Source organism: Aeromonas sp. 55A (genome assembly GCF_051919665.1).
GTDB lineage: Bacteria > Pseudomonadota > Gammaproteobacteria > Enterobacterales > Aeromonadaceae > Aeromonas > Aeromonas veronii.
The window spans coordinates 3,961,803-3,985,796 of record NZ_JBQBEH010000008.1; the positions used below are offsets into that span (position 1 = coordinate 3,961,803).

19 protein-coding genes are annotated in these 23,994 nt (G+C 58.8%); 16 read left to right on the forward strand and 3 right to left on the reverse strand.

The features are described 5' to 3' along the window. Positions 1–108: 108 nt before the first annotated feature. The 4 genes from secF to tyrA all read left to right on the forward strand — a co-directional run bounded on the left by secF (position 109) and on the right by tyrA (position 5,345). Positions 109–1,026, forward strand: a complete 918-nt coding sequence (secF, locus tag ACTG2G_RS22175; RefSeq protein WP_005334046.1) for a protein translocase subunit SecF — start codon at positions 109–111, stop codon at positions 1,024–1,026. 283 nt (positions 1,027–1,309) lie between these two features. After that, complete coding sequence (gene glgC, locus ACTG2G_RS22180; protein WP_005334047.1) at positions 1,310–2,611, forward strand: glucose-1-phosphate adenylyltransferase; 1,302 nt, start codon at positions 1,310–1,312, stop codon at positions 2,609–2,611. 401 nt (positions 2,612–3,012) lie between these two features. Then, complete coding sequence (locus tag ACTG2G_RS22185) at positions 3,013–4,086, forward strand: 3-deoxy-7-phosphoheptulonate synthase (RefSeq protein ID WP_005344622.1); 1,074 nt, start codon at positions 3,013–3,015, stop codon at positions 4,084–4,086. Positions 4,087–4,217: 131 nt separating this feature from the next. Then, positions 4,218–5,345 (forward strand): bifunctional chorismate mutase/prephenate dehydrogenase, encoded by a 1,128-nt coding sequence (gene tyrA / locus ACTG2G_RS22190; RefSeq protein ID WP_421386000.1) that lies wholly within the window; start codon positions 4,218–4,220, stop codon positions 5,343–5,345. Between the two features lie 548 nt (positions 5,346–5,893). Here the strand turns inward: tyrA and ACTG2G_RS22195 are convergent. Beyond that, on the reverse strand, positions 5,894–6,931 hold the full coding sequence (locus ACTG2G_RS22195; protein WP_421386001.1) for a porin: 1,038 nt from the start codon (positions 6,929–6,931) through the stop codon (positions 5,894–5,896). A gap of 395 nt (positions 6,932–7,326) precedes the next feature. Between ACTG2G_RS22195 and dinG the strand changes: the two genes are divergently transcribed. From dinG to ACTG2G_RS22210, 3 genes are all read left to right on the forward strand, one after another. Further along, positions 7,327–9,399: an ATP-dependent DNA helicase DinG gene (gene dinG / locus ACTG2G_RS22200; protein WP_421386002.1), complete on the forward strand. Its 2,073-nt coding sequence runs from the start codon at positions 7,327–7,329 to the stop codon at positions 9,397–9,399. Positions 9,400–9,541: 142 nt separating this feature from the next. Next, positions 9,542–10,201, forward strand: a complete 660-nt coding sequence (locus ACTG2G_RS22205; RefSeq protein ID WP_042655856.1) for a YccT family protein — start codon at positions 9,542–9,544, stop codon at positions 10,199–10,201. Positions 10,202–10,382: 181 nt separating this feature from the next. Next, entirely contained in the window at positions 10,383–11,279 is an 897-nt protein-coding gene (locus ACTG2G_RS22210; RefSeq protein ID WP_421386003.1) for a histone deacetylase family protein, read from the forward strand. Positions 11,280–11,438: 159 nt separating this feature from the next. On the opposite strand, the gene ylqF is transcribed toward ACTG2G_RS22210, so the two are convergent. Then, positions 11,439–12,389, reverse strand: a complete 951-nt coding sequence (ylqF, locus tag ACTG2G_RS22215) for a ribosome biogenesis GTPase YlqF (RefSeq protein ID WP_199428690.1) — start codon at positions 12,387–12,389, stop codon at positions 11,439–11,441. Between the two features lie 323 nt (positions 12,390–12,712). Here ylqF and ACTG2G_RS22220 point away from each other — a divergent pair, with 323 nt between their 5' ends. The 8 genes from ACTG2G_RS22220 to ACTG2G_RS22255 all read left to right on the forward strand — a co-directional run bounded on the left by ACTG2G_RS22220 (position 12,713) and on the right by ACTG2G_RS22255 (position 21,390). Next, the gene (locus ACTG2G_RS22220) at positions 12,713–14,110 is read left to right on the forward strand and encodes an alkaline phosphatase (RefSeq protein WP_421386004.1); all 1,398 of its coding nucleotides are present in this window, start codon (positions 12,713–12,715) and stop codon (positions 14,108–14,110) included. An 11-nt stretch (positions 14,111–14,121) separates the two neighbouring features. Continuing rightward, positions 14,122–15,513, forward strand: coding sequence for an alkaline phosphatase (locus ACTG2G_RS22225; RefSeq protein ID WP_421386005.1), 1,392 nt, complete (start codon positions 14,122–14,124; stop codon positions 15,511–15,513). Positions 15,514–15,585: 72 nt separating this feature from the next. Further along, on the forward strand, positions 15,586–16,272 hold the full coding sequence (locus ACTG2G_RS22230) for a hypothetical protein (protein ID WP_107685200.1): 687 nt from the start codon (positions 15,586–15,588) through the stop codon (positions 16,270–16,272). 82 nt (positions 16,273–16,354) lie between these two features. After that, complete coding sequence (locus ACTG2G_RS22235) at positions 16,355–17,092, forward strand: substrate-binding periplasmic protein (protein ID WP_421386006.1); 738 nt, start codon at positions 16,355–16,357, stop codon at positions 17,090–17,092. A gap of 245 nt (positions 17,093–17,337) precedes the next feature. Continuing rightward, entirely contained in the window at positions 17,338–17,733 is a 396-nt protein-coding gene (gene rnk, locus ACTG2G_RS22240; protein ID WP_005334070.1) for a nucleoside diphosphate kinase regulator, read from the forward strand. Positions 17,734–17,926: 193 nt separating this feature from the next. Further along, complete coding sequence (uhpA, locus tag ACTG2G_RS22245; RefSeq protein WP_005334071.1) at positions 17,927–18,517, forward strand: transcriptional regulator UhpA; 591 nt, start codon at positions 17,927–17,929, stop codon at positions 18,515–18,517. Next, positions 18,514–20,034 (forward strand): signal transduction histidine-protein kinase/phosphatase UhpB, encoded by a 1,521-nt coding sequence (gene uhpB / locus ACTG2G_RS22250; protein ID WP_421386007.1) that lies wholly within the window; start codon positions 18,514–18,516, stop codon positions 20,032–20,034. Before uhpA ends, uhpB begins: the two co-directional genes overlap by 4 nt. A 21-nt stretch (positions 20,035–20,055) precedes the next feature. Next, positions 20,056–21,390 carry an MFS transporter gene (locus tag ACTG2G_RS22255; protein ID WP_204382968.1) on the forward strand — a complete coding sequence of 445 codons (1,335 nt, stop codon included), beginning with the start codon at positions 20,056–20,058 and terminating at the stop codon, positions 21,388–21,390. Positions 21,391–21,482: 92 nt separating this feature from the next. Here ACTG2G_RS22255 and ACTG2G_RS22260 read toward each other — a convergent pair whose 3' ends face one another. Further along, positions 21,483–22,616, reverse strand: a complete 1,134-nt coding sequence (locus ACTG2G_RS22260) for a GGDEF domain-containing protein (protein WP_204382967.1) — start codon at positions 22,614–22,616, stop codon at positions 21,483–21,485. A gap of 520 nt (positions 22,617–23,136) precedes the next feature. Between ACTG2G_RS22260 and ACTG2G_RS22265 the strand changes: the two genes are divergently transcribed. Further along, complete coding sequence (locus tag ACTG2G_RS22265) at positions 23,137–23,937, forward strand: transporter substrate-binding domain-containing protein (protein WP_005334079.1); 801 nt, start codon at positions 23,137–23,139, stop codon at positions 23,935–23,937. The last annotated feature ends 57 nt before the right edge of the window (positions 23,938–23,994 follow it).

The window sequence follows — 23,994 nt, forward strand, 5'->3', positions numbered from 1 at the left end:
GGCCATGGATATGGCCGGAGCGGCCAAAGCAGAACACTATTTTCCCGGCGTGTCGCGACACGTCGTGATGGGCCAACAGCCTGATGCTGGCTGGCCAAGGAGAGAATTATGTTGAGAATGATCGTTGCCATGGGGCTGACCCGTTGGCGTTATATTGGCCTGTGGGCTTCCATCCTGCTGACCGTGGCCAGCGTCGCCATCTTGCTGGTGAACGGCCTGACATTGGGGCTCGATTTTACCGGCGGGATCCTGCTGGAGTTTCATATCCAGACCCTGAAAGAGGCCCATGAGCTCAATGCCATGCTGGTTTCCCCGCTGGCGGGAGCCGTTGAGCTGAGCTCGGCCGGAATTCCCGGCGAGTGGCTGATCAAGCTGCCTCCCCACGAACTGCCCTGGCCCGCGGCGGATCTCGCCACCATGCTGACCCAGCAGTTGGGGATGCCGGTCGAGTTGCTGCGCACCACCATCGTCGGTCCTCAAGTGGGTGCCGAGCTGTTCCAGCAGGGGATGCTGGCTGTGCTGGTCGCTTCGCTGGCGATGTCGGCCTATCTGGCGTTTCGCTTCGAGTGGCGTCAGGCCATCGGCATCCTGCTCTCGGTGGTCCATGACGCCATCGTGGCGCTGGGGCTGCTGTCACTCTTTCAGATCGAATTCGATCTGAATATCATCGCCGGTTTGATGGCGGTGATCGGCTACTCCCTCAACGACAGCATCGTCATCTCGGACAGGTTGCGGGATCTGCTGAGCTCGCGTACCCAGATGGGCATCCACGAATGCTCCGATGTGGCCATCAAGGCGACCTTCAGTCGCACCATGATCACCTCGGGCACCACCCTGTTTACCGTGGGCGCGTTGTTGCTGTTTGGCGGTGACGCTCTCTACGGCTTCTCCTTCACCCTGTTTGCCGGGATCCTGGTGGGCACCGTCTCCTCCATTACCGTCGCCTCGACCGTGCAGGAGCTGCTGGGCCTCACCCCGCAGGCTTACCAGAAGAAGAGCGAGGAGCCACTGGCCAACGCAGCCTGAACCTTGTTAACCAGGCCCGGCTCACCGGGCCTCAACAAACCGGGCCCCCTGCCAACCATTGGCAGGGGCTTTTTCATCCCTCCTCTCTCGCCGCCCATTTTGTCCTTCGGCTCGCTTCAATTGACAACTGACCATATTGAAAGCAATGACGGCTCAACCCGTCATTTTTAATAACAAAAAGGTCATTTTATTACGTCAGAAACCATAAAATGTGACTGAAAGCACTTTCTTGAGGGCTCAAAGGAGGCAACATTGTAGTGATTTATCTACAAAGGGATATGAGATGTTGTTACAACCTGCCAATACAGCAAAATCCAGACAGTTGCTGAACGAGACCATGGCTTTGGTACTCGCAGGAGGGCGGGGTAGTCGCCTCAAACAGTTAACCGACAACCGTGCAAAACCTGCCGTTCATTTCGGCGGCAAATTCCGCATCATCGATTTCGTGCTCTCCAACTGCATCAACTCCGGCATCCGTCGGGTCGGTGTCGTGACCCAGTACAAATCCCACAGCCTGTTGCGCCATCTCCAATCGGGCTGGTCTTTCCTGCGCTACCAGATGAACGAGTTTATCGATCTGCTCCCTGCCCAGCAGCGGGTGGATGAGGTGAACTGGTATCGGGGTACCGCCGATGCGGTCTACCAGAATCTGGATATCATCCGCGATCACGCCCCCAAATATGTGGTGGTGCTGGCAGGCGATCACATCTACAAGATGGATTACGCCGCCATGCTGCTCGACCACGTCAATATGGGCGCCAAGGTGACCGTTGCCTGCATCGAGGTGCCACGCAGTGAAGCAAGCGCCTTCGGGGTAATGGCGGTGGATGATGATCGCAAGATCAATGCCTTCGTCGAAAAGCCTGCCAACCCGCCCGCCATGCCGGGCAAGGCCGACACCGCGCTGGCCTCCATGGGCGTCTATATCTTCGATGCGGAGTATCTCTATCAGCTGCTGGAAGAGGACATTGCCAACGAGCAGTCCCATCACGATTTCGGCATGGACGTGATCCCCCGCGTGGTGAAAGAGGGCACCGCATTCGCTCACCCGTTTGGCATGTCCTGTGTCGGCTGCTGTCCGGATCGCCGCCCCTACTGGCGCGATGTGGGTACCGTGGACTCCTTCTGGGAGGCCAATATGGATCTTGCTTCCGTCACGCCTGAGCTGGATATCTACGATCAGGACTGGCCCATCTGGACCAGTCAGAACATGACTCCTCCCGCCAAGTTCGTGCAGGACCGAAACGGCCAGCACGGCATGACCATCAACTCCATGTTTGCCGGGGGGACCATCGTCAGTGGCTCTTTCATCCTGAGTTCGGTGCTCTTCACCAATGTGCGGGTCGACTCCTTCTGCACCCTGGATCAGGCCGTGATCTTCCCAGGTGTGGAGATAGGTGCCGGTTGCCGACTGCGCCGGGTGGTGATCGATAAAGGGTGCAAACTACCGGAAGGCACGGTGATAGGTGAAAACGCCGATGAAGATGCACGTCGCTTCCACCGCTCCGAGCAGGGCATAGTGCTGGTCACCCAGGGGATGCTCACTCGCCTGAACAAAGAGCTGCAGGGAAAACAGAAGCGCTGATCCGCAGCCAGACGGGATCCCCGTTCCTACCGCAAAGGGAGCCACTATGGCTCCCTCTTTCTATGGCTGACCAGATAGCCACCTCACACCATCATTGCCATCGCGTTGCAGTCTCCCAGAGATACCATTTACTGTGGGTAAACAGCTGGGCAACGCAGCCCTAAATTCGTAAACATTAAATTACACAAAAACCATTAACCCTCCGAAAACCTCTCTGTATTATTCCTGTTCGCGCTATATAGCAGCTCCTTTATCTGACTTTTTAGCGGTAAACCCGCTAGTTTCACTTGATTGTTTGTTTTTCCTTGGTAAGGTGAGGGCGGTTGCGTAACAAAGCAGGTACCAACGTAAACATATCGGTACAATCGCTTTTAGCTTAATACAGTAGAGAGAATGAAATCATGCAAAGAGACCCCCTGAACAACATCCATATCCAGTCCGAACAAGTGATGATCACGCCTGCCCAGCTCAAGGAGAAGTTACCCATCTCCGACAAGGCGCTGGCATTCGTGCAAGGGGCCCGTAATACCATCGCCGATATCATTCACCGCCGCGATCACCGGCTGCTGGTGATCTGTGGTCCCTGCTCCATCCACGATATGGACGCCGCCAAAGAGTACGCAACCAGACTCAAAGCGCTGCATGATGCCTATCAGGACTCTCTCTACATTGTCATGCGGGTCTACTTTGAGAAGCCGCGCACCACGGTCGGCTGGAAAGGCTTTATCAACGACCCCAATCTGGATGGCACCTTCGATGTGGAGCTGGGGCTGCATCGTGCCCGCGAGCTGCTCTGCTGGCTGGCGGAGCTGGAGTTGCCGCTGGCCACCGAAGCGCTCGACCCCATCAGCCCGCAATACCTGGCCGAGCTCTTCTCCTGGTCAGCCATCGGCGCACGCACCACCGAATCCCAGACCCACAGGGAGATGGCATCCGGCCTCTCCATGCCGGTCGGCTTCAAGAACGGCACCGACGGCAACCTGGGGACTGCCATCAATGCGTTGCAGGCGGCTTCCTCCCCTCACGCCTTTATGGGGATCAACCAGCAGGGCCAGGTTGCGCTGCTGCAGACCCAGGGCAACCCGGATGGCCACGTGATCCTGCGCGGCGGCAAACATCCCAACTATGACTCGGTCAACGTGTCGCTGGCGGAAGAGGCGCTGGAGAAAGCGGGCCTGCTGCCGAGCCTGGTGGTGGATTGCAGCCACGGCAACTCCAGCAAGGATCACCGTTTGCAGCCCAAGGTGGCCGACAACGTCATCCACCAGATCCAGGAGGGCAACCGCTCCATCATCGGGGTGATGCTCGAATCCAACCTGTTTGAGGGTAACCAGTCCAGCGAGCAGCCCAAGCAGCAGATGCGCTACGGGGTCTCCATCACAGATGCCTGCATCGACTGGGACACCACCGCCACCCTGCTGGCCCGCTGCCACAACCAGCTGGCTGACCCCCTCAAGGGCAGAACTGCGCGGTAACCCGTGGTATCTTGTCGTAACCTATTGAACAATCGAGGTATCACTAGTGGTGGCATCAAACCGCTCATGCCGTGATACCTTGTTGCATCTTGATTTTCAGGGCGCCGCTGCGGCGCCAGCAGGGACTGGATATGGCTGAAGAGTTGAATGTACTCAGGGACAAGATAGATGCGGTGGACAAGCAGCTGATCGATCTGCTGGCCGCCCGTCTGGCCCTGGTGGGAGAAGTGGGTGAAGTAAAGAGCCGCCACGGCCTGCCCATCTATGCACCGGATCGGGAAGCGAGCATGCTGGCCCGCCGCCGCGCCGAGGCCGAGCAGTTGGGGGTGCCCGGCGATCTCATCGAAGACGTGCTGCGCCGGGTGATGCGTGAATCTTATGCCAGCGAGAAAGATACCGGCTTCAAATGCATAAAGCCGGATCTTGGCAAGGTGGTCATCATCGGCGGTCAGGGCCAGCTTGGCCGCTTGTTCGGCCATATGTTCAGCCTCTCAGGCTATCGCGTCGAGACGCTGGAACAAGCCGACTGGCCGCGCGCTGACGAGATCCTCGCCGGAGCCGGTCTGGTGATGGTGGCGGTGCCCATCGATATCACCTGCCAGATCATCGACCGCCTCGGCAACCTGTCCGCCCACTGCCTGCTGGTCGATGTCACCAGCGTGAAAGCGGTGCCGCTCGAACATATGCTGGCGGCGCACCAAGGGCCGGTACTGGGACTGCACCCCATGTTCGGGCCTGATGTGGCGAGTCTCGCCAAGCAGGTGATCGTCTGCTGCCAGGGTCGTGACCCCGCCGCCAGCCAATGGCTGCTGGATCAGATGACCATCTGGGGCGCCCGCTTGCAACAGGTGGAAGCCAAGGCCCACGATGAGGCGATGACCCTCATTCAGGCACTGCGTCACTTCGCCACCTTTGCCTATGGCTGGCACCTCTCCCGGGAGCAGGCCAATCTGGATCGCCTGCTGAGTTTGAGCTCCCCCATCTACCGGCTGGAGCTCGCCATGGTGGGGCGGCTGTTCGCCCAGGATCCCCACCTCTATGCCGACATCATTTTGTCGTCACCGCAGAATCTGGCGATGATCCGTCGCTACTACCAAAACTTCGGCGAAGCGCTGGGGCTGCTGGAGCGGGGGGACAGAGCCGGATTTATCGACGCCTTCTCGCAGGTCTCCGGTTTCTTCGGCGAACATGCCGACCAGTTCCTGCGTGAAAGCCGCATGCTACTGGCCCAGGCCAACGACCGCCGCCAACACGGCTGATCCTGCAAAAGCCGCTAACTCATATCGCCAGAATGGGAAGATGCCTGGGCATCTTCCCATTTTATTTGTTACCGATTTAAACACTGACGTCAGTCACGTTCGGCCTTACGTCGCCCCCCCCTGACTGGCCTCAATATCCTACTCTGGCGCGGCCTCACATCCAGCAAGTATGCCTCCTCAATATCCACGCAATCCGCGCAAATAGCACCGACCCTTGCAAGGGCTGCCAGATACTCACGGTCAAACCAAGCTGCTGCGAGCAAGGCTGTACGAGGCAAAAGAAAACAAGTGCCTCCCATCAAAGAGATAAGCAGGAAGCAGGAAGCAGGAAGCAGGAAGCAGGAAGCAGGAAGCAGGAAGCAGGAAGCAGGAAGCAGGAGAGATTAATCGAGACAGATGGTTTGCCAAATATCACGTAACACAGCAATCCGGCGATTCATCATGGCGCCAGTACGTAGTCGCCAAAAAAGAAAATGGCCGAGATATCATCTCGGCCATTCGTAGCTTGGTCAAAGACTCAAGCCTGGATATTACTCATGTGCAACTTATTAGAAGTTGTACTGCAGAGCAACAGTCCACTCGTCGTCTTGCTTGTCGATGCCCTGGATCTTGTACTCGGTGTAAGCTTTCAGCTTCGGAGTGAAGGCATACTGAACACCCAGCAGGGTCTCGTCAACCAGATCCTTGTAAGTAGAACCGGCAGCTTGAGCGTTAGCCTTGCCTTCTTTGAAGTTGTAGCCAGCCAGGAAGGTCCAAGCGTCTACGTTGTAAGAAGCAGCCAGCTCGTAACCACGGCCGTCATCTTTCATGCCCAAGCTCTTGTTCTTCACTTCGCCTTCAGTGTAAACACCAGCGAAGTAGAAACCATTGATAGCGTAGTGCGCGCCCACAGCCCACTCGTCTTTCTTACCAGTATGGCCATTAACTTTGTTTTGCAGGTCAGAGTAGGCATAACCGGCATTGAAGCCCAGACCGAAGTCAAAGTCATAACCAGCAGCTACGCCGTAAGCTTTCTTACGCTTAACGTCGGAACCAAAGATGGCATCTTCTTTGACCTTCTGACCAACGTCAGTGATCTTGACCGCTACGTCATCGTTGGTTTGGTAGGAAACTTTACCTTTGAAACCACCGAAGGTGTTGGAGTAGATGATTTGACCTTCTTGACGACCGTCATAGAAGTTACCGGCATCGCCCCACTCGTTGAAAATATCGGTCGGCTCGAGTACGTCGTAGAAAGCGGTGTCGGTCTGACCGAAGATGATTTTACCGTACTGGGAACCATCAAAACCGGCATAGATGTGACGCGGATCGATGTCGCTGGTATTGCTACCAGAGTTTTCAGCAGCTACTTGCCACTCGGTTTTAGCAATGGCAGACCAAGTGTTGTTCAGAGCTACTTTACCAGACCAGCCCAGACGGGTTGCACCAACCAGTTCTGCTGATTTGTCGTTAGCTTCGCCGTAGTAGTTAGCCTGTACACGGCCGTACACGTCGAAAGTGGTACCGTCTTTGTCATAGATCACTGCGGCGTTAGCGGCGGATGCAAACAGAGCCGGAATAGCAATAGCCAGAATTGTCTTTTTCATAGTTTCCAATGCCTACTGTAATTAAACACTAAGTTGTTGTTATTCCCTGTGTTAGCGATGTTCTTTGCATCACTATGCCGCCGAGACTAGCACCGGATTTTTTGAACCGCAATGAAAAAACTTGGAACTTTTTACGCAAACCATAGTCACGGAGGCAAAAATGTGAGCCAAGTCTCACCTGACGGCAAGGCAAAAGGAAAACGTTTACAATGAATCCTGCTGATTATTTGGACTCAAATAGTCTATTTTGCATGCAAATGACGCTAACTACCTGATAAACAACCAAAGTGGTCTGATCAGCGTAAAACTGCCGTGATAATGGCTGTTGCCTCGACCTCACCGAGGGGTTGCGGGTATCCTTGTTTTTCGATTAACCCCTAACTGGCCTTCTCTTCATGCTCTCTACTCGCCTTAAAACCACCATTCGTCAAACCTATCGCCAGATTTCGGATGGATTACCCGGTTTTGTGCCGCGCAAAGAGCAGAACTTTCTGGTGGCTGAGATAGCAAAAACCCTGACCGGCGAGTACGACAAACAGCGCCGTATTCTGGTGGCCGAAGCGGGCACCGGTATCGGCAAATCTCTTTCTTATGCGCAAGGAGCCATCCCGGTGGCGCGGCTCACCCAGAAGAAGCTGGTGATCTCCACCGCCACCGTGGCCCTGCAAGAGCAGCTGATCCACAAAGACCTCCCTTTTTACCATCGCCACAGCGAGCTGCCGTTTCGTTTTATGCTGGTCAAGGGGCGTCAGCGTTACTGCTGCGAACATCTGCTGGAACAGGCAGCCAGTGGCGCCGAGATGGCCAACTTCGAGCTCGACTTTGGCAGTCTGAGCAAAACCAAACCATCTGACAGCGACAAAGCTCGCTACCAGGCCATGTGGCAGGCCTACACCAATGGCAAATGGGACGGGGATCGGGACAACTGGCCGGAGCCCATTCCCGACACTTGCTGGGATCGCATCGCCGCCGACCGTCACACCTGCAACAAGGCGCTGAGCCATCACCAGCACTGCCCCTTTCATCGCGCCCGCAACGATATGGAAAGCGCCGATGTGCTGGTGGTGAACCATGCGCTACTGCTCTCCGATCTCACCATGGGCGGTGGCATCATTCTGCCTCCCCCCGATGAGTGCATCTATGTGCTGGATGAGGCCCATCACCTGCCCACCATCGCCCGGGATCACGGCGCGGCGTCGGCCAGCGTCAAAGGCTCACGTCGCTGGCTGGAGAAGCTGGTACAAAGTGCAGGCAAGCTGGCGCGGACTCTTAATAAGGAGAGCCTGCTCGACCCCCAACTCAAACTGCAGGATGCGCTGGCCTCCATCCAGCCCGACCTGAAGGCGGTCGAGCAGTGGCTCAGCGCCAACGATCGGCTGTTTGGCGCGGAACCCCACTACCGCTTCGCCGAAGGGGTATTGCCTGATCCCCTGCCCATGCTGGCGGAGAATCTCAAGGAGTCGAGCAAGAAGGCGCTGCGAGCGCTGGATCGGATGCAAGGGGCCATAGGTGAAGCGCTGAAAGATGGCGAGATCCGCCGCAAGGAGGCCGAACCCCTGCTGGCAGAGAGCGGTTTTCATCTGCAACGGCTGGAGAGTTTCTGCGCCCTCTGGGAGATGCTGGGGCGCCATGTGCCGACCGGTAAAACCCCGCTCGCCCGCTGGATGGCCAAGAGCGATGACGGCGATATCTGGCTGCACGCCTCACCGATTGAGGTAGGCTATCTGCTGGAGGAGTGGCTCTGGTCGAAATGTCTGGGAGCCGTTCTGGTCTCTGCGACCCTCACCGCCCTCTCTTCCTTTAGTTATTTTCGCCATCAGGTGGGGCTCAAGGAGCACGACGGTACCCGCTATCTGCGCCTGCGCTCCCCCTTTGATTATCAGAAAGCCGAGCTCTATCTGCCCAAGATGGAGCACGAACCCAACTCGCCGGCCTTTACCAACGAACTCATCAGCGTGCTACCACGTATTCTTGCGGGCAAGGAGGCGAGTCTGGTGCTCTTCTCCTCCTACCGCCAGATGAATGAGGTGGCTGTTGGCTTGCGAGCCAAGGGACTGTCACTGCTGGTGCAGGGGGAAGCCTCCCGCAATGCCCTGCTCACCCTGCACAAACAAAAATGCGATGGCGGTCAGGCCAGCATCCTGTTTGGTACCGGCAGCTTCTCGGAGGGGCTGGATCTGCCGGGTCACTACCTTACCAATCTGGTCATCACCAAGCTCCCCTTTGCGGTGCCCAACTCGCCGGTCGAGGAGGCTACTGCCGAGTGGGTGGAGCAACGAGGCGGCAACCCCTTCCTGCAACTGACGGTCCCGGAGGCATCGCGCAAGCTTATCCAGGCCTGTGGCCGCCTCATCCGCAAAGAGGCTGATCGGGGACGGGTCACCATTCTCGACCGCCGCCTGCTGACCAAACGTTATGGCAAGGGGTTGCTCGACGCCCTCCCCCCGTTTACACGGCGGATCGAATAAATAAGTCGGTCGCTATTGATAAACAAACTGACAGCAGCGCGAACATCGACCACCAGAAAGAGCCATTGCCGCAGTAGGCCAAACCTGTAAAAATGAGCCCCTGTTTTCAGTGGGCAATCGCCTGACTGTTCAAGGAGATGAAATGAAACTGACTGTTCTGGTACCGGCGCTGGCTGGTCTGTTGTGGGCCGGTAGCGCTCTGGCTGATGCCCAATTGGAAGTGACCACCCCTTATGTCGTCCAGCTGATCGATGGTCAATCCATCAACCCCAAGCTGCTCGACAAAACCAGCACCTTCCCCCTCTCTGCCGGCAAACACCAGTTGGTCGTCGCCTTTGAAGGCAACTACTCCAGCCGTAACGAAATCAAGCTGGTGACCGCCGAGCCGCTGGTGCTGAACTTCACCGCCGCCGACAATCAGCAGCTGGTGCTGGACTATAAAAAGCCCCGCAACGAAGCCGAAGCCAAGCAGTTTGTCAAAGATCAAAAAGTGGCGCTGAAAGACAAGGTCAGTGGTCAGCAAGTGAGCAGCGAACAGTTCGTGATGCCGAAAGTAGAGGGCTTCCAGCTGACCCGTGACTATCAGCAAGAGCTGATCAACATGGGGAAAGCCTTCAACCAGCCCAAAGCAGTGGCCGTCTCTTCTGCTGCCGTGATGGCTGCCGCCAGCGCACCGGTTCAGGTTGCCCCCAGCAAGGCTCAAAGCAATCCGGAAGCGCTGACCCAGTTGCAAAACTGGTACAACAAGGCCGATGCGGAAACCCGCAAAGCCTTCCAGATCTGGGTTATCCAGCAGCAATAAGCCGGGCTGGGATATTGACTGAAAGGGGAGCCAAGCTCCCCTTTTCCACATCTTGCGGTCTTACTCACGACGCGTCTTGATTTATGCGCTGCCACTTCCCCTTTATATAGGGAGTACATATATGGATTCATCTGCTGATTTCATATATAGAAAGCGCCACCTTGCCAGGGAGAATGGCACCATGTCGTTGCGCATTTTCTATCACCCTCTCTACTCCTCCCTGACGCTACCCGAGCGCCATCGCTTCCCGCTGGCCAAGTATCAGGGGCTGTTTGAGCGCCTGCAGGTGCAGGGTTACCCCCTTGGCGAAGCGCCATCGGCCACCCGGGAGCAAATCTGTCGCATTCACGATGCCGATTATGTCGCGGCGGCCCTGAGCGGCCAGCTTGAAGAGCGCGCCATCCGCAAGATCGGTTTTCCCTGGTCACCCATGCTGATGGAGCGCACCTTGCGCTCAGTCGGAGCCACTATTGCTGCCAGCCGCTATGCACTTGAGCAGGGCTGCGGCTTGCAGATCTCCGGCGGCTATCACCACGCCCATCGCGATCACGGCAGCGGTTTTTGCCTGTTCAACGATCTGGTGATTGCGGCGCAGGCTTGCCTCGACGAAAAGCATTGTGAACAGGTGCTGATCATCGATCTCGATGTGCATCAGGGAGATGGCAGTGCGACCCTGTGCGCCGGACGGCGCGATATCATCACCCTCTCCCTCCATGAGGAGCACAACTTTCCCCATCACAAAGCCGCCTCTCACCTCGACTTTCCACTGCCAAGCGGCATGACGGACGATGCCTATCTCACCACACTGCAACAGGCACTATCGCTGGCGCTGCGGCTCTATTCGCCAGATCTCATCCTCTATCAGGCGGGGGTCGATGTGCATCATGCCGACGAGCTTGGCTATCTCTCCCTGAGCGATGAAGGGGTTCGCCTGCGCGATGCCATGGTATTTGACTGTGCAATCAAGCATGGGTTACCCATCGCGGCGGTGCCCGGTGGCGGCTATCGCCGCGACTGGCGACAGCTGATCCCGCTTCATATGTCGCTGTTTGAGACGGCGCGCCACCGTTTTGGCTGATGGCATGGCTTTATATGGCGCGGACACGCCATCAGAGTGGGAGGAGATTTCTCTAGATAAAACAGAAGAGGCGACCCCTGGGGCCGCCTCTTCATGTTTCGTCATCTGGGTCACACAAGCTCGCTCGTTGTCAGGCAAGCTCGGGACGCCTGAGGATAACTATTTCTGACGCTTGCGGGCGTACTTGCGACGGGCGCGGGCCTGACGCTCCTCTTCCCGCTCGGCCTTCTCTTTGGCTTTTTGCTCGGCTTCTGCGGCGGCTTCGACAATCTCGACGCTCACCATCTCCGGCGTCTCCAGCGAGATGCGGCCAAGCAAACCGGAGCGGAACTCGTTAATCAGGATCTCGGACGCCTTGTGCAAGTCGGCCAGCCCCCCTTTGCGCATAAACGCTCGCTGGCGGGCGATCATCTCCAGCAGCTCGATCTCGGTCTCGGGCAGCTCGTCAATCTGGTAGCGCGCCTTGATCCGCTCCGGATAGGCCTTGATGAAGTAGTCAGCGGCAAACATGGCGATATCGGCATAGTCGAACACAGTGTCTTTAATGGCTGCTGTGATGGCCAGACGATAACCACAGGAGGGCGGGTTGAGCTTGGGCCAGAGAAAACCCGGGGTATCGGTCAGGATAACGTTGTTATCCAGCTTGATCCGCTGCTGGGACTTGGTCACCCCCGCCTCGTTGCCGGTACGGGCGATGATGCGCCCCGCCAGAGTATTGATCAGAGTGGACTTGCCCACGTTGGGGATCCCCATGATCATGGCGCGCACGCCGCGCAGCTCCAGATTGCGCTCCGGCAGCATCTCGTGGCAGAGGGTCAGCAGTTGCTTGATCTTCTCGGGCTCCTGCTGGGTCAGGGGCAGCGCCTTGATCCCCTTCTCTTTTTCCATGTGCGCCACCCACAGATCGGTGATCGCCGGATCGGCCAGGTCCGCCTTGTTCAGCACCTTGATCACCGGGGTATCACCACGCAGCTCGGGCACCAGCGGGTTTTCGCTGGAGAAGGGGATGCGGGCATCGAGCATCTCGATGATCACATCGACCTGGGGCATGACCTCGGCAATCTCTTTGCGGGCCTTGTGCATGTGACCGGGGAACCAGTTGATGGACATATCCGTTACTCTCTGTGGGGGCTGCGGGCGCGCGCATGGAACAACAGGCGCTCTGCCGCGGGCATCGAACGAAGGGGGCGCATTTTACCTGCTGCGGGCCTCTTTTGACAGGTCATTCTAACCATCACCTCATCAAATCAGCAAACCGCCGAGGCGGAGCAACCTTGCCGGAAGCGACCGGACCAACTGGCTCAATTGATAGATAACATATTGATATAGTGTAACATTTTTATCACTTTTTCACACAACCGTCACCGATAGTCAGTAAAAGTGTCATCTGCCCCCTCTAGGCTGCGCTCAGGTTTTACAAGGAGCGAACCCCAATGAGAAAAATGGCAGGACTTGCAGTGATGATCGGCGCCGCCCTGGCTGCTGGCTGCAAATCAGACAATGACACGGTGGCGACCAAGCCCGCAGCCCAACCCACCAACGTCATCTTCTTCCTCGGTGACGGCATGGGCCTCAACACCCTGACGGCCGCCCGCATCTACGGTGTCGGCGAAGAGGGTGATCTCACCATCGATACCCTGCCAGAGACGGCCTTTATCAAGACCTTCTCCCACGATGCCCAGGTCACTGACTCGGCCCCCTCCATGGCGGCCTACATGACCGGGGTCAAGAGCAACAACGGCGTCATCAGCATGGACGGCGACGCCACCTATGAGAGCGACTGCAGCAAGAGCGCCGGCAAGCCGGTGACTACCCTGCTGGAGCTGGCCAAAGCCGATGGCCGCGGTACCGGCGTGGTAACCAGTACCCGGGTGACCCACGCCACCCCGGCGGCTACCTATGCCCATATCTGCAACCGGGATCTGGAAGCGGATATCGCCGTCCAGCTGGTACCGGACGGCAAAGGCTACAACAGCGCCCTCAAGGAGGGACTGGATGTGGTGCTCGGTGGCGGCAGCAGCTTCTTCCTGCCCAAAGCCGACAAGGGCAAGCGGGAGGATGGCCGCAACCTCATCAGCGAAATGCAGGCCAAGGGCTACCAGTTTGCCAGCAATCTGGATGAGCTGAACAAGGCCGATGCGGGCAAGCCGCTGCTGGGTCTGTTTGGTTCCAGCCATATGAAATATGACCTGGACCGCCCCGCCAGCGAGCCGTCACTGGCCCAGATGACCCTGGCCGCCATCAAGCAGCTCAAGGGCAAGGAGAAGGGTTACTTCCTGATGGTGGAAGGGGGCCGCATCGACCACGCACTGCACGACACCAACGCCAAGCGTGCGCTGCAAGACACCATCGCCTTCGACAACGCCATCAAGGCCGCCATCGACGAGGTGAAAAAGAGCGACCCCGAGCTGAAAAACACCCTGATCGTGGTCACCGCCGACCACGACCACACGCTCGTGCTCAACGGCTATGCCAAGCGCACCGGCAAGACCACTGCCGACAACCCCGGCGTACTCGGGCTGGTGAAGAACTACGAGACTGGCGAGCCAAGCAAGGATAGCGAGGGCATGCCCTACACCATCATAGGTTTTGGCAACGGCTACAACCGGGTGGATGGCCCGCGCAGCAGCGTCGCCCCGCTCGACGATGCCACCGTCTCCGCCAATGACTACCACCAGGAAGTAGTGGTCAAGGTAGGCGAGATCGGCAACGAGACCCACGGCGGCACCGATGTCTTCCTCGGCGCCATCGGCAAGGGGGCTGACAGCTTCCATGGCTCACTCGATAACACCGCCGTGTTCGGCAAGATCAAGGCTGCGGCCAAGCTGTAAGGAGCACTTTCATGAGCAAACAGATGAACACATCCATCAAGCACACGCTGGTCTGCGCAGCCCTGTTCAGTGCGCTGGGCGCAACCTCCCAGGCACAGGCCGCTGATGCCAAAAACGTCATTCTCTTTATCGGTGATGGCATGGGGCCCACCGTGCTCACCGCCACCCGCCTGTTCAAGGTGGGAGAAGAGGGCAATCTGGAGATGATGAAACTGCCGCGCAGTGCCCGCATCAAGACCTTCTCCAACGATGCCCAGACCACCGACTCGGCCCCCTCCATGGCGGCCTACACCACCGGGGTCAAGATGAACAACGAGGTGATCGCAATGAGCAGTGACACCAAAGCCGTCGCCCCCGGCAAAGACGTCAATGGCAACAAAACCGTCAACAATTGCAGCAGCGATAACGGCAAGCCGGTGCCCACCATCCTGGAGCTGGCCAAGGCGGCAGGCAAATCGGTCGGAGCCGTCACCACCACCGAGCTGACCCACGCCACCCCGGCGGCCACCTACGCCCACATCTGCCATCGGGATGCTGCCTATGACATCGCCGCACAGGCCGTCCCGGGGGGCGCTGGTTTCAACCAGGCGCTGGGGGATGGGGTCGATGTGCTGATGGGCGGTGGTGCCAACCACTGGACCCCCTACAGCGCCAGCAACAAGGGCGGTCGCAATGACAACCGCGACCTGACCGCCGAGATGAAGGCGCAGGGATACAGCTATGTCACCACCCAAAGTGAACTGGCCAAGGTCACCAGCGGCAAGGTGCTCGGTCTGTTCAGCAGCAAATCCCACCTGGACTACGAGCTGGATCGGGTCGCCAAGGGGGCTGCCAATACCCAGCCGTCCCTCTCCGAAATGACCGCCAAGGCGATCGACCTGCTGAGCAAGAACAGTCAGGGTTACTTCCTGATGGTAGAGGGTGGCCGTATCGATCACGCCCTGCACGGCACCAATGCCAAGCGCTCGCTCACCGACGCAGTGGCTCTGGATGAGGCGGTCAAGACGGCGCTGGGTAAAGTGGATCTCAACAATACCCTGATCGTGGTCACCGCCGACCATGACCACACCATGACCATTAACGGCTACTCCGCCAAGGGCAATCCGGTGCTGGATCTGGTGAAAAATGGCGATGGCTCGACCCAGAACGACGTGGATGGCAAGCCCTTCACCACCCTGGTGTTCGGTAACGGCCCCAACCGCCCCGATGTGCGTCCCGTCCTCACCAGCGATCAGGTGATGGCCAATGACTATCTGCAGGAGACCGGCGTCAAACTGACATCGGAAACCCACGGCGGCGGCGATGTGATGCTGTTTGCCGATGGCGCCGGCAGCAACCGCTTCAAAGGCACGCTGGATAACACCAAGGTGTTTGGCAAACTGCGGGAGGCGCTCGGCCTGTAAGCAGCAGGGGCCCGGGTGCATCTGAGCAATGGACTCAGCGGCCCGGGCCCCGGCTCTTTCGAGCGACAGATGATGATGCGACTTTTGCTTTCGTTATGGCTGCTTGGCAGCACCCTCGCCTTCCCCCTGCATGCTGACGACACGCCCCCGGATCTCGCCGCCCGGATCAGCTATCACGACCGGAACACCGGCAGCGATGGCATCGCCAGAGAGAGTGTCTGGCAAGAGAAGTGGCTGCGGGTGGGCAATCAGGTGTGGAGCCAGCGGCTCATTCCCCTCCCCCTTGCCCGTGCCTATCACGCCACTCACGATGCCACCCCCGGCCACAAGCACTTTACCCACCAGATGGCAGCCCGCTGGGTCAGTCGCAGTGATGAAGGTGAGTTGCAACTGCGTTATGCCGACAGCTGGCACAACCAGCTGGTTGAGGTGCCGGTGGAAGAGTATGGCCAGGTGGCCTTCAAACCCGACTGGCCACGGATCCGCCATCTCGTCAACCCGGCGCTGATCGAGGGGATGACCCCGCTGGATGAGGCCGCCCCCGAGCAGGCCCGCTGGTATGAGAAGCGCGAAGGGCAGCAACGAACCCGCATTCTCTGGTCGAGTCAGTGGCAGCTCCCGCTGGTGGTCGAATCGGCCAGTCTCGACGGCTATCGCAGCTACCGGATGGAGGTGACCCTGCGCAAGCTGCCTGCTCAGCTCCCCTGGCAGCAACTCGCTGATTACGAAGTGCGCGATCTGCGCGATTTCTTCGACTGAGATCCCAACCCCTCAGCGAGCCCAACGACAACGCAGGCAGGAATGTTACACTCTGCATATTCGACTCTGGCTCACGACCTTGATGCGCGCTCTCTGCCTGCCCTTTTTTGCACTGCTGTTGTTGCTGGTACACACCGGTGCCCAGGCTATTGTGCTGGTGGCGGCCGAGCTGCCCCCTTACGTCATTCGCTCCTCTCACGGCAAACCAAGCGGTGTCGCCATCGAGATCATGGAAGAGGCCGCGCGACGCCTTAAAGAACCGCTCACCATCGAGTTGATGCCGCTGGCCCGAGCCCTCACCCAAACCGCCCATCGCAAGGATGTACTGCTGATACCGCCAGTACGCAGCTCTCAACGGGAGCATCTCTACTACTGGGTTTCCCCCATCCTTGATGAAGAGTTCCTCATTGTCAGCAATCGCCACAAGCATACCACCCCGCTCATGATAAACGCGCTTCCTTCACTCAAGGTGGGCACCTTGCGTCACTCCTTCGGCCAGTATCTGCTCAAGCAGAGGCTGAATCTCGCCAGCCAAACCGTCGCCACCGAAGACCTCAATGCCCTCAAACTGCAACGAGGACGCATCGATGCCTGGGTCGCAGCCTGGAACGTCATCCTCTACAACCAGCAGACGGGCGGATTTTCCATCGATGAGATAGTAAAAGGCGAATCCTTGATGCGTACCCAGTTATTTATCGCGGCCAGCAAGGATTTTCCCTTCACCGAAGGGCGTCGCTGGCAAGCCGTGATTGACGAGATGCGCCATGATGGCACACTGGCGCGGATCATCCGTCAGTACAACTATCAGGTTCCTGAGTAGTCACTCAATCACGGTTGCCAAGGCCGGCCAGAATGGTTATGGTAGCCCCATGAAAATACTCGCTATTTCCTCGCATTTGCTCACACCCTGCTGAGCCCCCGCCTCGCTCCTTCGGCCGCGAGTCGCTTGGGGGCATGGCATTTTCAATCGATTGAACCTGTTGAATCCATTTTTGTAACACTTTGCGTGATGGCCAACCTGCACCCGCCGGTATGGGCCTATCCGCTATTGATAAGGAATATCTTATGAAACAACCTCATCTGGTTATCTCCAGCCTTGATCTGGACCGTATCGAACAACTGCTCGGCAACCATCCGCAGCATCTGGCCCTGCAAGAGGAGCTGGACCGCGCCGAGATCCGCGAACCGGCCGACATGCCGCCGGACGTGGTCACCATGAACAGCAAGGTACGCTTCAAGATGCAGAGCAGCGGCAACGAGTTCTGCCTCACCCTGGTCTACCCGCGCGATGCCAAGGGCGACGAGAGCAACATCTCTGTACTGGCGCCGGTAGGCAGCGCCCTGCTCGGCCTGAAAGTGGGCGACAGCATCGCCTGGCCGGGCCCGGCCGGTCGCACCATCGAGGTAGAAATTCTGGAAGTGGTCTATCAGCCGGAGCGCGCCGGCGAACTGCACCGCTGAGTCCCCCGGGCTGGTCATCTCCCTGTTGATCAGCCCGCTTGCTCGCTCTTGCCAGCTGATCCCGATCAAGCTTTGCGCACCTTGCCCCCCGGTTTTTAGCCCCTTTTCCTGCTGCTGCTTGAGCCTGACTCGGGGGGCAGGTATCTTGTTGGCCGCGTCATGGTCATGACGCACCGAATTTCAGGCTGACATCATGATAAAAATTGCCCTTATCGACGATCACCAGATCGTCCGATCCGGTTTTGCCCAACTGCTCAATCTGGAGCCCGACCTGCAGGTGGTCGCCGAATTCGGCTCCGCCAGCGATGCCCTTGCCGGCCTGCCCGGCAGCGGGGCGCGGGTCTGCGTCTGCGACATCTCGATGCCCGACCAATCGGGGCTGGATCTGCTCAAGCAGCTCCCCTCCGGTCTCGCGGTGGTGATGCTCTCGGTACACGACAGCCCCGCCCTCATCGAGCAGGCACTGCAGACCGGTGCCAAGGGATTTCTCTCCAAGCGCTGCAGTCCGGACGAGCTGATCGCCGCCGTGCGCACCGCCGCACAGGGGGGGTGTTATCTGACGCCGGACATCGCCCAGAAACTGGCCAGCAGCAGCCGGGATCCCCTCACCAATCGGGAGCGGGAGATTGCCCAGTTGCTGGCACAGGGGCTGGAGGTGAAAGCCATCGCCGAGCAGCTTGGACTCTCCCCCAAGACGGTTCACGTCCATCGCGCCAACCTGATGGACAAGCTCAAGGTCAGCAACAACGTCGAGCTGGCCCACCGCATGCTGGATAGCTGGTGATCTCCCGTCTTGCCAGCTATGTCGCCATCGCGCTGGCGGCCTGCTTCATCTTTGCCGCCGGCTGGTTTTGCCTCTGGAGCATCAGCCTGCATCTGGCGGGTGGCCCAGCGCTGGCGGTGCTGCTGTTCCCCTTCGGCCTGCGCCTCGGGTTGCTGCTGCAAAGTCCCGGCCACTACTGGCCGCCGCTGTTGCTGTGCGAAGGGCTGCTGCTCTACTGGCTCAATCTGGAAGTGGGGCTGCCCCACTGGCCTTGGCTGGTCGCGGGCAGTCTGCTGACCCTGCTACCGCTGCTGATTGCCCGTCACCGGCAGGTGCGCAACGACTGGCAGCAACTGTTGCTGCTGCTCGCCACCGTCACGGCGGCGGCGCTGCTGCAAGCCCTGCTCTGGCATCTGGCCGGGGAAGATGGCCTCTCGGCCCTGCTGCTCAGCCTGACCGGCGGGCTGACGCTGACCTCCACCTGTATGCTGATCTGGCACTACCTCACCCGCGCCACCTGGGTGCCGCTGGGGCCTGCGCTGGTGGATCAACCGGTGGAGTGGCGCTTTCGCCATCTGGTCTGGTATCTGCTGCTGTTCGTATTGAGCCTCTGGCTGCAACTGGGATTGCCCAACTCGCTGGTACGCTTCACCCCGTTTTGTCTGGCCATCCCCATCATCGCCATGGCGTGGCGCTACGGCTGGCAAGGGGCGCTGCTCGCCACCCTGATGAACACCATCGCCCTGCTGGCCAGTCAGGCCTGGCATGATCACCCGCTGGATCTGCTGCTCTCCCTGCTGGCCCAGAGCCTCACCGGCCTGCTGCTGGGTGCCGGGATCCAGCGCCAGCGGGAACTCAATCAGGCGCTGACCCGCCAGCTCGCCCACAATCGCCAGCTCACCGAGCGGCTGCTGGAGACCGAGGAGAGCATCCGCAAGGAGGTGGCGCGCGAGCTGCACGACGACATCGGCCAGACCATCACAGCAATTCGAACCCAGGCAGGGATCGTGCGCCGCCTCGCCCCCGATAATGCCGGGGTGGGCCAGAGCAGTGCCCTGATCGACACGCTATCGCTCGGGATCTATGACGCGGTGCGCGGTCTGCTCGGGCGGCTGCGCCCGCGCCAGCTCGACGACATGACTCTTGAACAGGCGGTACGGGCACTGCTGCGGGAGCTGGAGCTGGAGCGTCACGGCATCGTCACCCGTCTGGAATGGCAACTGGCAGATGGCGATCTCTCCGATGCCCAGCGGGTCACCCTGTTTCGGGTCTGTCAGGAGGGGCTCAACAACGTGGTCAAACATGCCAACGCCCACTCGGTCACCATTCGCGCCCGGGCCAGCGGCGAGCAGTTGCAACTGGTGCTGGAAGATGATGGCCGCGGTCTGCCGGAAAGCCGCCCGCAGCAGGGCTATGGCCTGCTCGGCATTCGCGAGCGGGTACAGGCCCTAGGGGGCAGTCTGCAACTCTCCTGCATCCACGGCACCCAGCTGACGGTCAATCTGCCCAGTCGCAGACGGGAAGAGAGTCATGGCTAATCACCACCAGAGGGCCTGCCTGTGCTGAGTTTTATGAGAAGCGCGCCGCCCCGGCCCCTTATCCGGGATCAGGCCGAGATCGATGCCACCTATCGCCACTGGCGGCTGCACCTGCTGCTGACCATGTATCTGGGCTATGCGGTCTTCTACTTCACCCGCAAGAGCTTCAACTTCGCCATGCCGGACATGCTGGCGAGCGGCATGCTGGACAAGTCCGATATCGGCATGCTCTGGACCCTGTTCTACATCACCTACGGCTGCTCCAAGTTCTTCTCCGGCATCATCAGTGACCGCGCCAACCCGCGCTACTTTATGGGTGTCGGACTGATAGCCACCGGCGTTATCAACATACTGTTCGGCCTCTCGTCGGCACTCTGGATGTTTGCCGCCCTCTGGGTCGCCAACGCCTTCTTCCAGGGCTGGGGCTGGCCCCCCTGCTCCAAGCTGCTCACCAGCTGGTATTCGCGCACCGAACGCGGGGTCTGGTGGTCGGCCTGGAACACCGCCCACAACGTCGGCGGCGCGCTCATCCCTCTTATCGTCAGCACCATCGCCCTGCAGCATGGCTGGCGCTACGGCATGATAGTGCCCGGCCTTATCGCCATCATCGCGGGATTGTTCCTCTGCTGGCGACTGCGGGATACCCCGAGCGCCATGGGATTGCCAACGGTGGGCGAGTGGCGCAAGGATGCCATGGAGCTGGCCCAGCAGACCCAGGATGCGGGGCTCTCCCACCGCCAGATCCTGCGCAAATATGTGCTGGGCAACCCCTATATCTGGCTGCTCGCCTGCTGTTACGTACTGGTCTATGTGGTGCGCACCGCCATCAATGACTGGGGCAATCTCTATATGACCGAGCAGCGCGGCTTCAATCTGATGAGCGCCAACTCGGCCATCTCCATGTTCGAGGTGGGGGGCTTTATCGGTGCGCTGGTGGCGGGCTGGGGATCGGACAAGCTGTTCAACGGCAACCGTGGCCCGATGAACCTCATCTTTGCGGTGGGGATCCTGCTGGCGGTGGGGTCGCTCTGGCTGATGCCCTTCTTCAGCTATGTGATGCAGGCGGCCTGCTTCTTTACCATCGGCTTTTTCGTGTTTGGCCCGCAGATGCTGATCGGCATGGCAGCGGCGGAGTGCTCCCACAAAAACTCGGCGGGGGCGGCCACCGGCTTTGTTGGTCTCTTTGCCTACATGGGGGCGGCGCTGTCAGGCTATCCGCTGGCCAAGGTGATGGAGATCTGGCACTGGAACGGCTTCTTCGTGGTGATCTCGGTGGCGGCAGGCGTCTCGGCCCTGCTGCTGCTCCCCTTCCTCAAGGCGCAGGCACCGAGAACAGCTCAAGCTCCGTCAGAGTAATGGACGGCAGCTGACGAGCTATATCCGGCAAGCAGAAACAAACAGGGCGCGGATCACCGCGCCCTGCTGTTATTCCTGAACCTATTCCGGCATCAGGCAGCCTGACAGACCCGGTTCTTTCCTTCCCGCTTAGCCCGATAGAGAGCGTCATCCGCACGGCTGAACAGGCTGTCAAAGTGCCACTCCCCCTGCCAGTGAGCAACACCCATGCTGACGGTGATATGGATCCCCTCCACCTCGCTGGCCGCAAGCTGAACCCGCAGTGACTGGCACCGGGCGATCGCCTCTTCTGCGGTGGCATGGCGAAATAGCAGCACAAACTCCTCGCCCCCAAAGCGACTGGCCAATACTCCTTCCAGCTCGCGCAGTGCCAACCCGACCCGCTCCAGCACCCGATCCCCCACCTCATGACCATGCCGATCGTTGATCTGCTTGAAGTCATCCAGATCGAGCACCGCCAGCGCCCCCTGCTGTGCAGGGCGTCCCCGGGCCAGACGCTCCATAAAACCACGGCGATTGAACAAGCCGGTCAACGGATCATGACTGGCCTGATAGCGCAGCTCCAGCGCCCGGTGCTGGTTGCAGAGCAGCAGCACCCCGAAGGTGAGCATGGAGCTACCCACCAGCATGGAGACATAGGGCAACACGTTGAACAGCTGACGCTGGAACGGGCTTTCGATCACCTCGCCCCACACGGTAAAAATCCGCATCAGGGTCATGGCAATCAGCACCAGATTGAGGCCAATCAGCACCCATACCGCCACCTGATAATCGGGTCGACCATGACGCCAGAGCTGCCAGATGATGAGCGTACTGAGCACGATGAAGGTGGCGCTGCTTATCATCACCCGTACCGCAATCCGGCCATCGATGGCGACCGACCAGGTCATGACGGCGGCAAACAGCAGGATGAATCCCCAGCAGGCAGGCCAGCCCGGCGATTGACGGAAGAAACAGCGTTGGGCGACCAGCAATAACGACACATGAAAAATCAGGAAGACATTGCCCACCCAGGAGCCATAGGGGGTGGGTGTCAGCAGCAGACTGGCAAATCCCGCCTGACCCAGCATGGCAAACAGACTGGACCACCACCAGACCCCGACGCCGGGAATATCGTTGTGGGTAACGCGAATGATGGTGAGAGTGAGGAAACCGAGACAATAGCCGCACAAGGCCATGATCATCAAGGTAAAAATATCCAGCTTAAGCAGTAGTGAGGCGTCCATACCAAAGCCATGCAGAGAGGGTAACTGAGTATATGAGAAGCGTTTGCCAAGACCCAGTGCGACTTGATGGTTTTCACAATAAAGCCCGTTCGTTTGCTGACAAACAGAGCAATGCGTGTGATATCCCACCAATGCGTATTCGTATCAGCCCCACAAAAAGCCTCTTACGGAGCCCAATAACTCAATAAGAGTCGCAAGCGGCGCCCTGAGTTTGTAACAAAATGTCTTGGGGATAATTTGGGCTTGAACCCACCCCATTAGATAGATATGTTGTTTTCGTGTGATTTTATGAATGAAGCCATGAGCAATAAATGTCTCTAACCTGTTGAGTCTTCTGACACAATCTGTTTTTGGTACATTTTTCACTCAACCACTATTCATAGCATCTCATATGGGGCTTTTGTCCCGCTCAAGACATTCATCCTGTCTTGCCTGTTGCCGGATGCAGCAGTCTCTTGTGCCACGGAGTCGCACGGGATCAGGTTCAAGGCCGAACACACCACCGACAGAGACGTCACTTATGATCAAAAAACTGATTCTTTCTACCCTGCTGTTTTGCGGGATCGCCACGGCGGCCCCGACCCCAGCCCCTACCTCCACCCTGGATGCCGTGCTCGAACGCGGCGTGCTGCGAGTCGGTTTCGATGCCGGCTATCAACCCTTCGAGATGACCAACAAGCAGGGCCAATACATCGGCTTTGACGTGGATCTCGCCAAGATGGTCGCCAAAGAGATGGGCGTGAAGGTCGAGTTCGTCAACACCGCCTGGGATGGCATCATTCCGGCGCTGCTGACCAACAAGTTCGACGTCATCATGGGCGGCATGACCGTCACTCCCCAGCGCAACCTGCGGGTCAACTTCGCCGATCCCTACATCGTGGTCGGCCAGACCATAGTCCTGCGCAAAGAGAAGGCGGGCGAAATCAAATCCTTCACCGACCTCAACGACCCGAAATACAAGATCGCGGTCAAGCTCGGTACCACCGGCGAGCAGGCAGTCAAGCGCCTGATCCCCAAAGCTACCCTGCTGCAGTTTGAAACCCAGGATGACGCCAAGCTGGAAGTGATCAACGGCAAGGTCGATGCGTTCGTCTATGACCTGCCCTACAACGCTATTTTTGCCTCCCAGAATCAGGGCGCCGTAGTACACCTCGACAAGCCGTTCACCTTCGAGCCGCTGGCCTGGGCCATCCGCAAAGGGGATCAGGACACCCTCAACTGGTTCAACAACTACCTGCGCCAGATCAAGGGCGATGGCAGCTACGACCGTCTCTACAAGAAGTGGTTCGAATCCAACGCCTGGCTGAATCAGCTCAAATAACCTCCGGGGGGCGGCACATGCCGCCCCTGCACCACGCAGCTCCCCACACAATAACGA

Excerpts from the sequence above, each read along its gene's own strand:
- secF (WP_005334046.1), top strand. The coding sequence starts at position 109 with ATGTTGAGAATGATCGTTGCCATGGGGCTGACCCGTTGGCGTTATATT.
- glgC (WP_005334047.1), top strand. The coding sequence starts at position 1,310 with ATGTTGTTACAACCTGCCAATACAGCAAAATCCAGACAGTTGCTGAAC.
- ACTG2G_RS22185 (WP_005344622.1), top strand. The coding sequence starts at position 3,013 with ATGCAAAGAGACCCCCTGAACAACATCCATATCCAGTCCGAACAAGTG.
- tyrA (WP_421386000.1), top strand. The coding sequence starts at position 4,218 with ATGGCTGAAGAGTTGAATGTACTCAGGGACAAGATAGATGCGGTGGAC.
- ACTG2G_RS22195 (WP_421386001.1), bottom strand. The coding sequence starts at position 6,931 with ATGAAAAAGACAATTCTGGCTATTGCTATTCCGGCTCTGTTTGCATCC.
- dinG (WP_421386002.1), top strand. The coding sequence starts at position 7,327 with ATGCTCTCTACTCGCCTTAAAACCACCATTCGTCAAACCTATCGCCAG.
- ACTG2G_RS22205 (WP_042655856.1), top strand. The coding sequence starts at position 9,542 with ATGAAACTGACTGTTCTGGTACCGGCGCTGGCTGGTCTGTTGTGGGCC.
- ACTG2G_RS22210 (WP_421386003.1), top strand. The coding sequence starts at position 10,383 with ATGTCGTTGCGCATTTTCTATCACCCTCTCTACTCCTCCCTGACGCTA.
- ylqF (WP_199428690.1), bottom strand. The coding sequence starts at position 12,389 with ATGTCCATCAACTGGTTCCCCGGTCACATGCACAAGGCCCGCAAAGAG.
- ACTG2G_RS22220 (WP_421386004.1), top strand. The coding sequence starts at position 12,713 with ATGAGAAAAATGGCAGGACTTGCAGTGATGATCGGCGCCGCCCTGGCT.
- ACTG2G_RS22225 (WP_421386005.1), top strand. The coding sequence starts at position 14,122 with ATGAGCAAACAGATGAACACATCCATCAAGCACACGCTGGTCTGCGCA.
- ACTG2G_RS22230 (WP_107685200.1), top strand. The coding sequence starts at position 15,586 with ATGATGCGACTTTTGCTTTCGTTATGGCTGCTTGGCAGCACCCTCGCC.
- ACTG2G_RS22235 (WP_421386006.1), top strand. The coding sequence starts at position 16,355 with ATGCGCGCTCTCTGCCTGCCCTTTTTTGCACTGCTGTTGTTGCTGGTA.
- rnk (WP_005334070.1), top strand. The coding sequence starts at position 17,338 with ATGAAACAACCTCATCTGGTTATCTCCAGCCTTGATCTGGACCGTATC.
- uhpA (WP_005334071.1), top strand. The coding sequence starts at position 17,927 with ATGATAAAAATTGCCCTTATCGACGATCACCAGATCGTCCGATCCGGT.
- ACTG2G_RS22260 (WP_204382967.1), bottom strand. The coding sequence starts at position 22,616 with ATGGACGCCTCACTACTGCTTAAGCTGGATATTTTTACCTTGATGATC.
- ACTG2G_RS22265 (WP_005334079.1), top strand. The coding sequence starts at position 23,137 with ATGATCAAAAAACTGATTCTTTCTACCCTGCTGTTTTGCGGGATCGCC.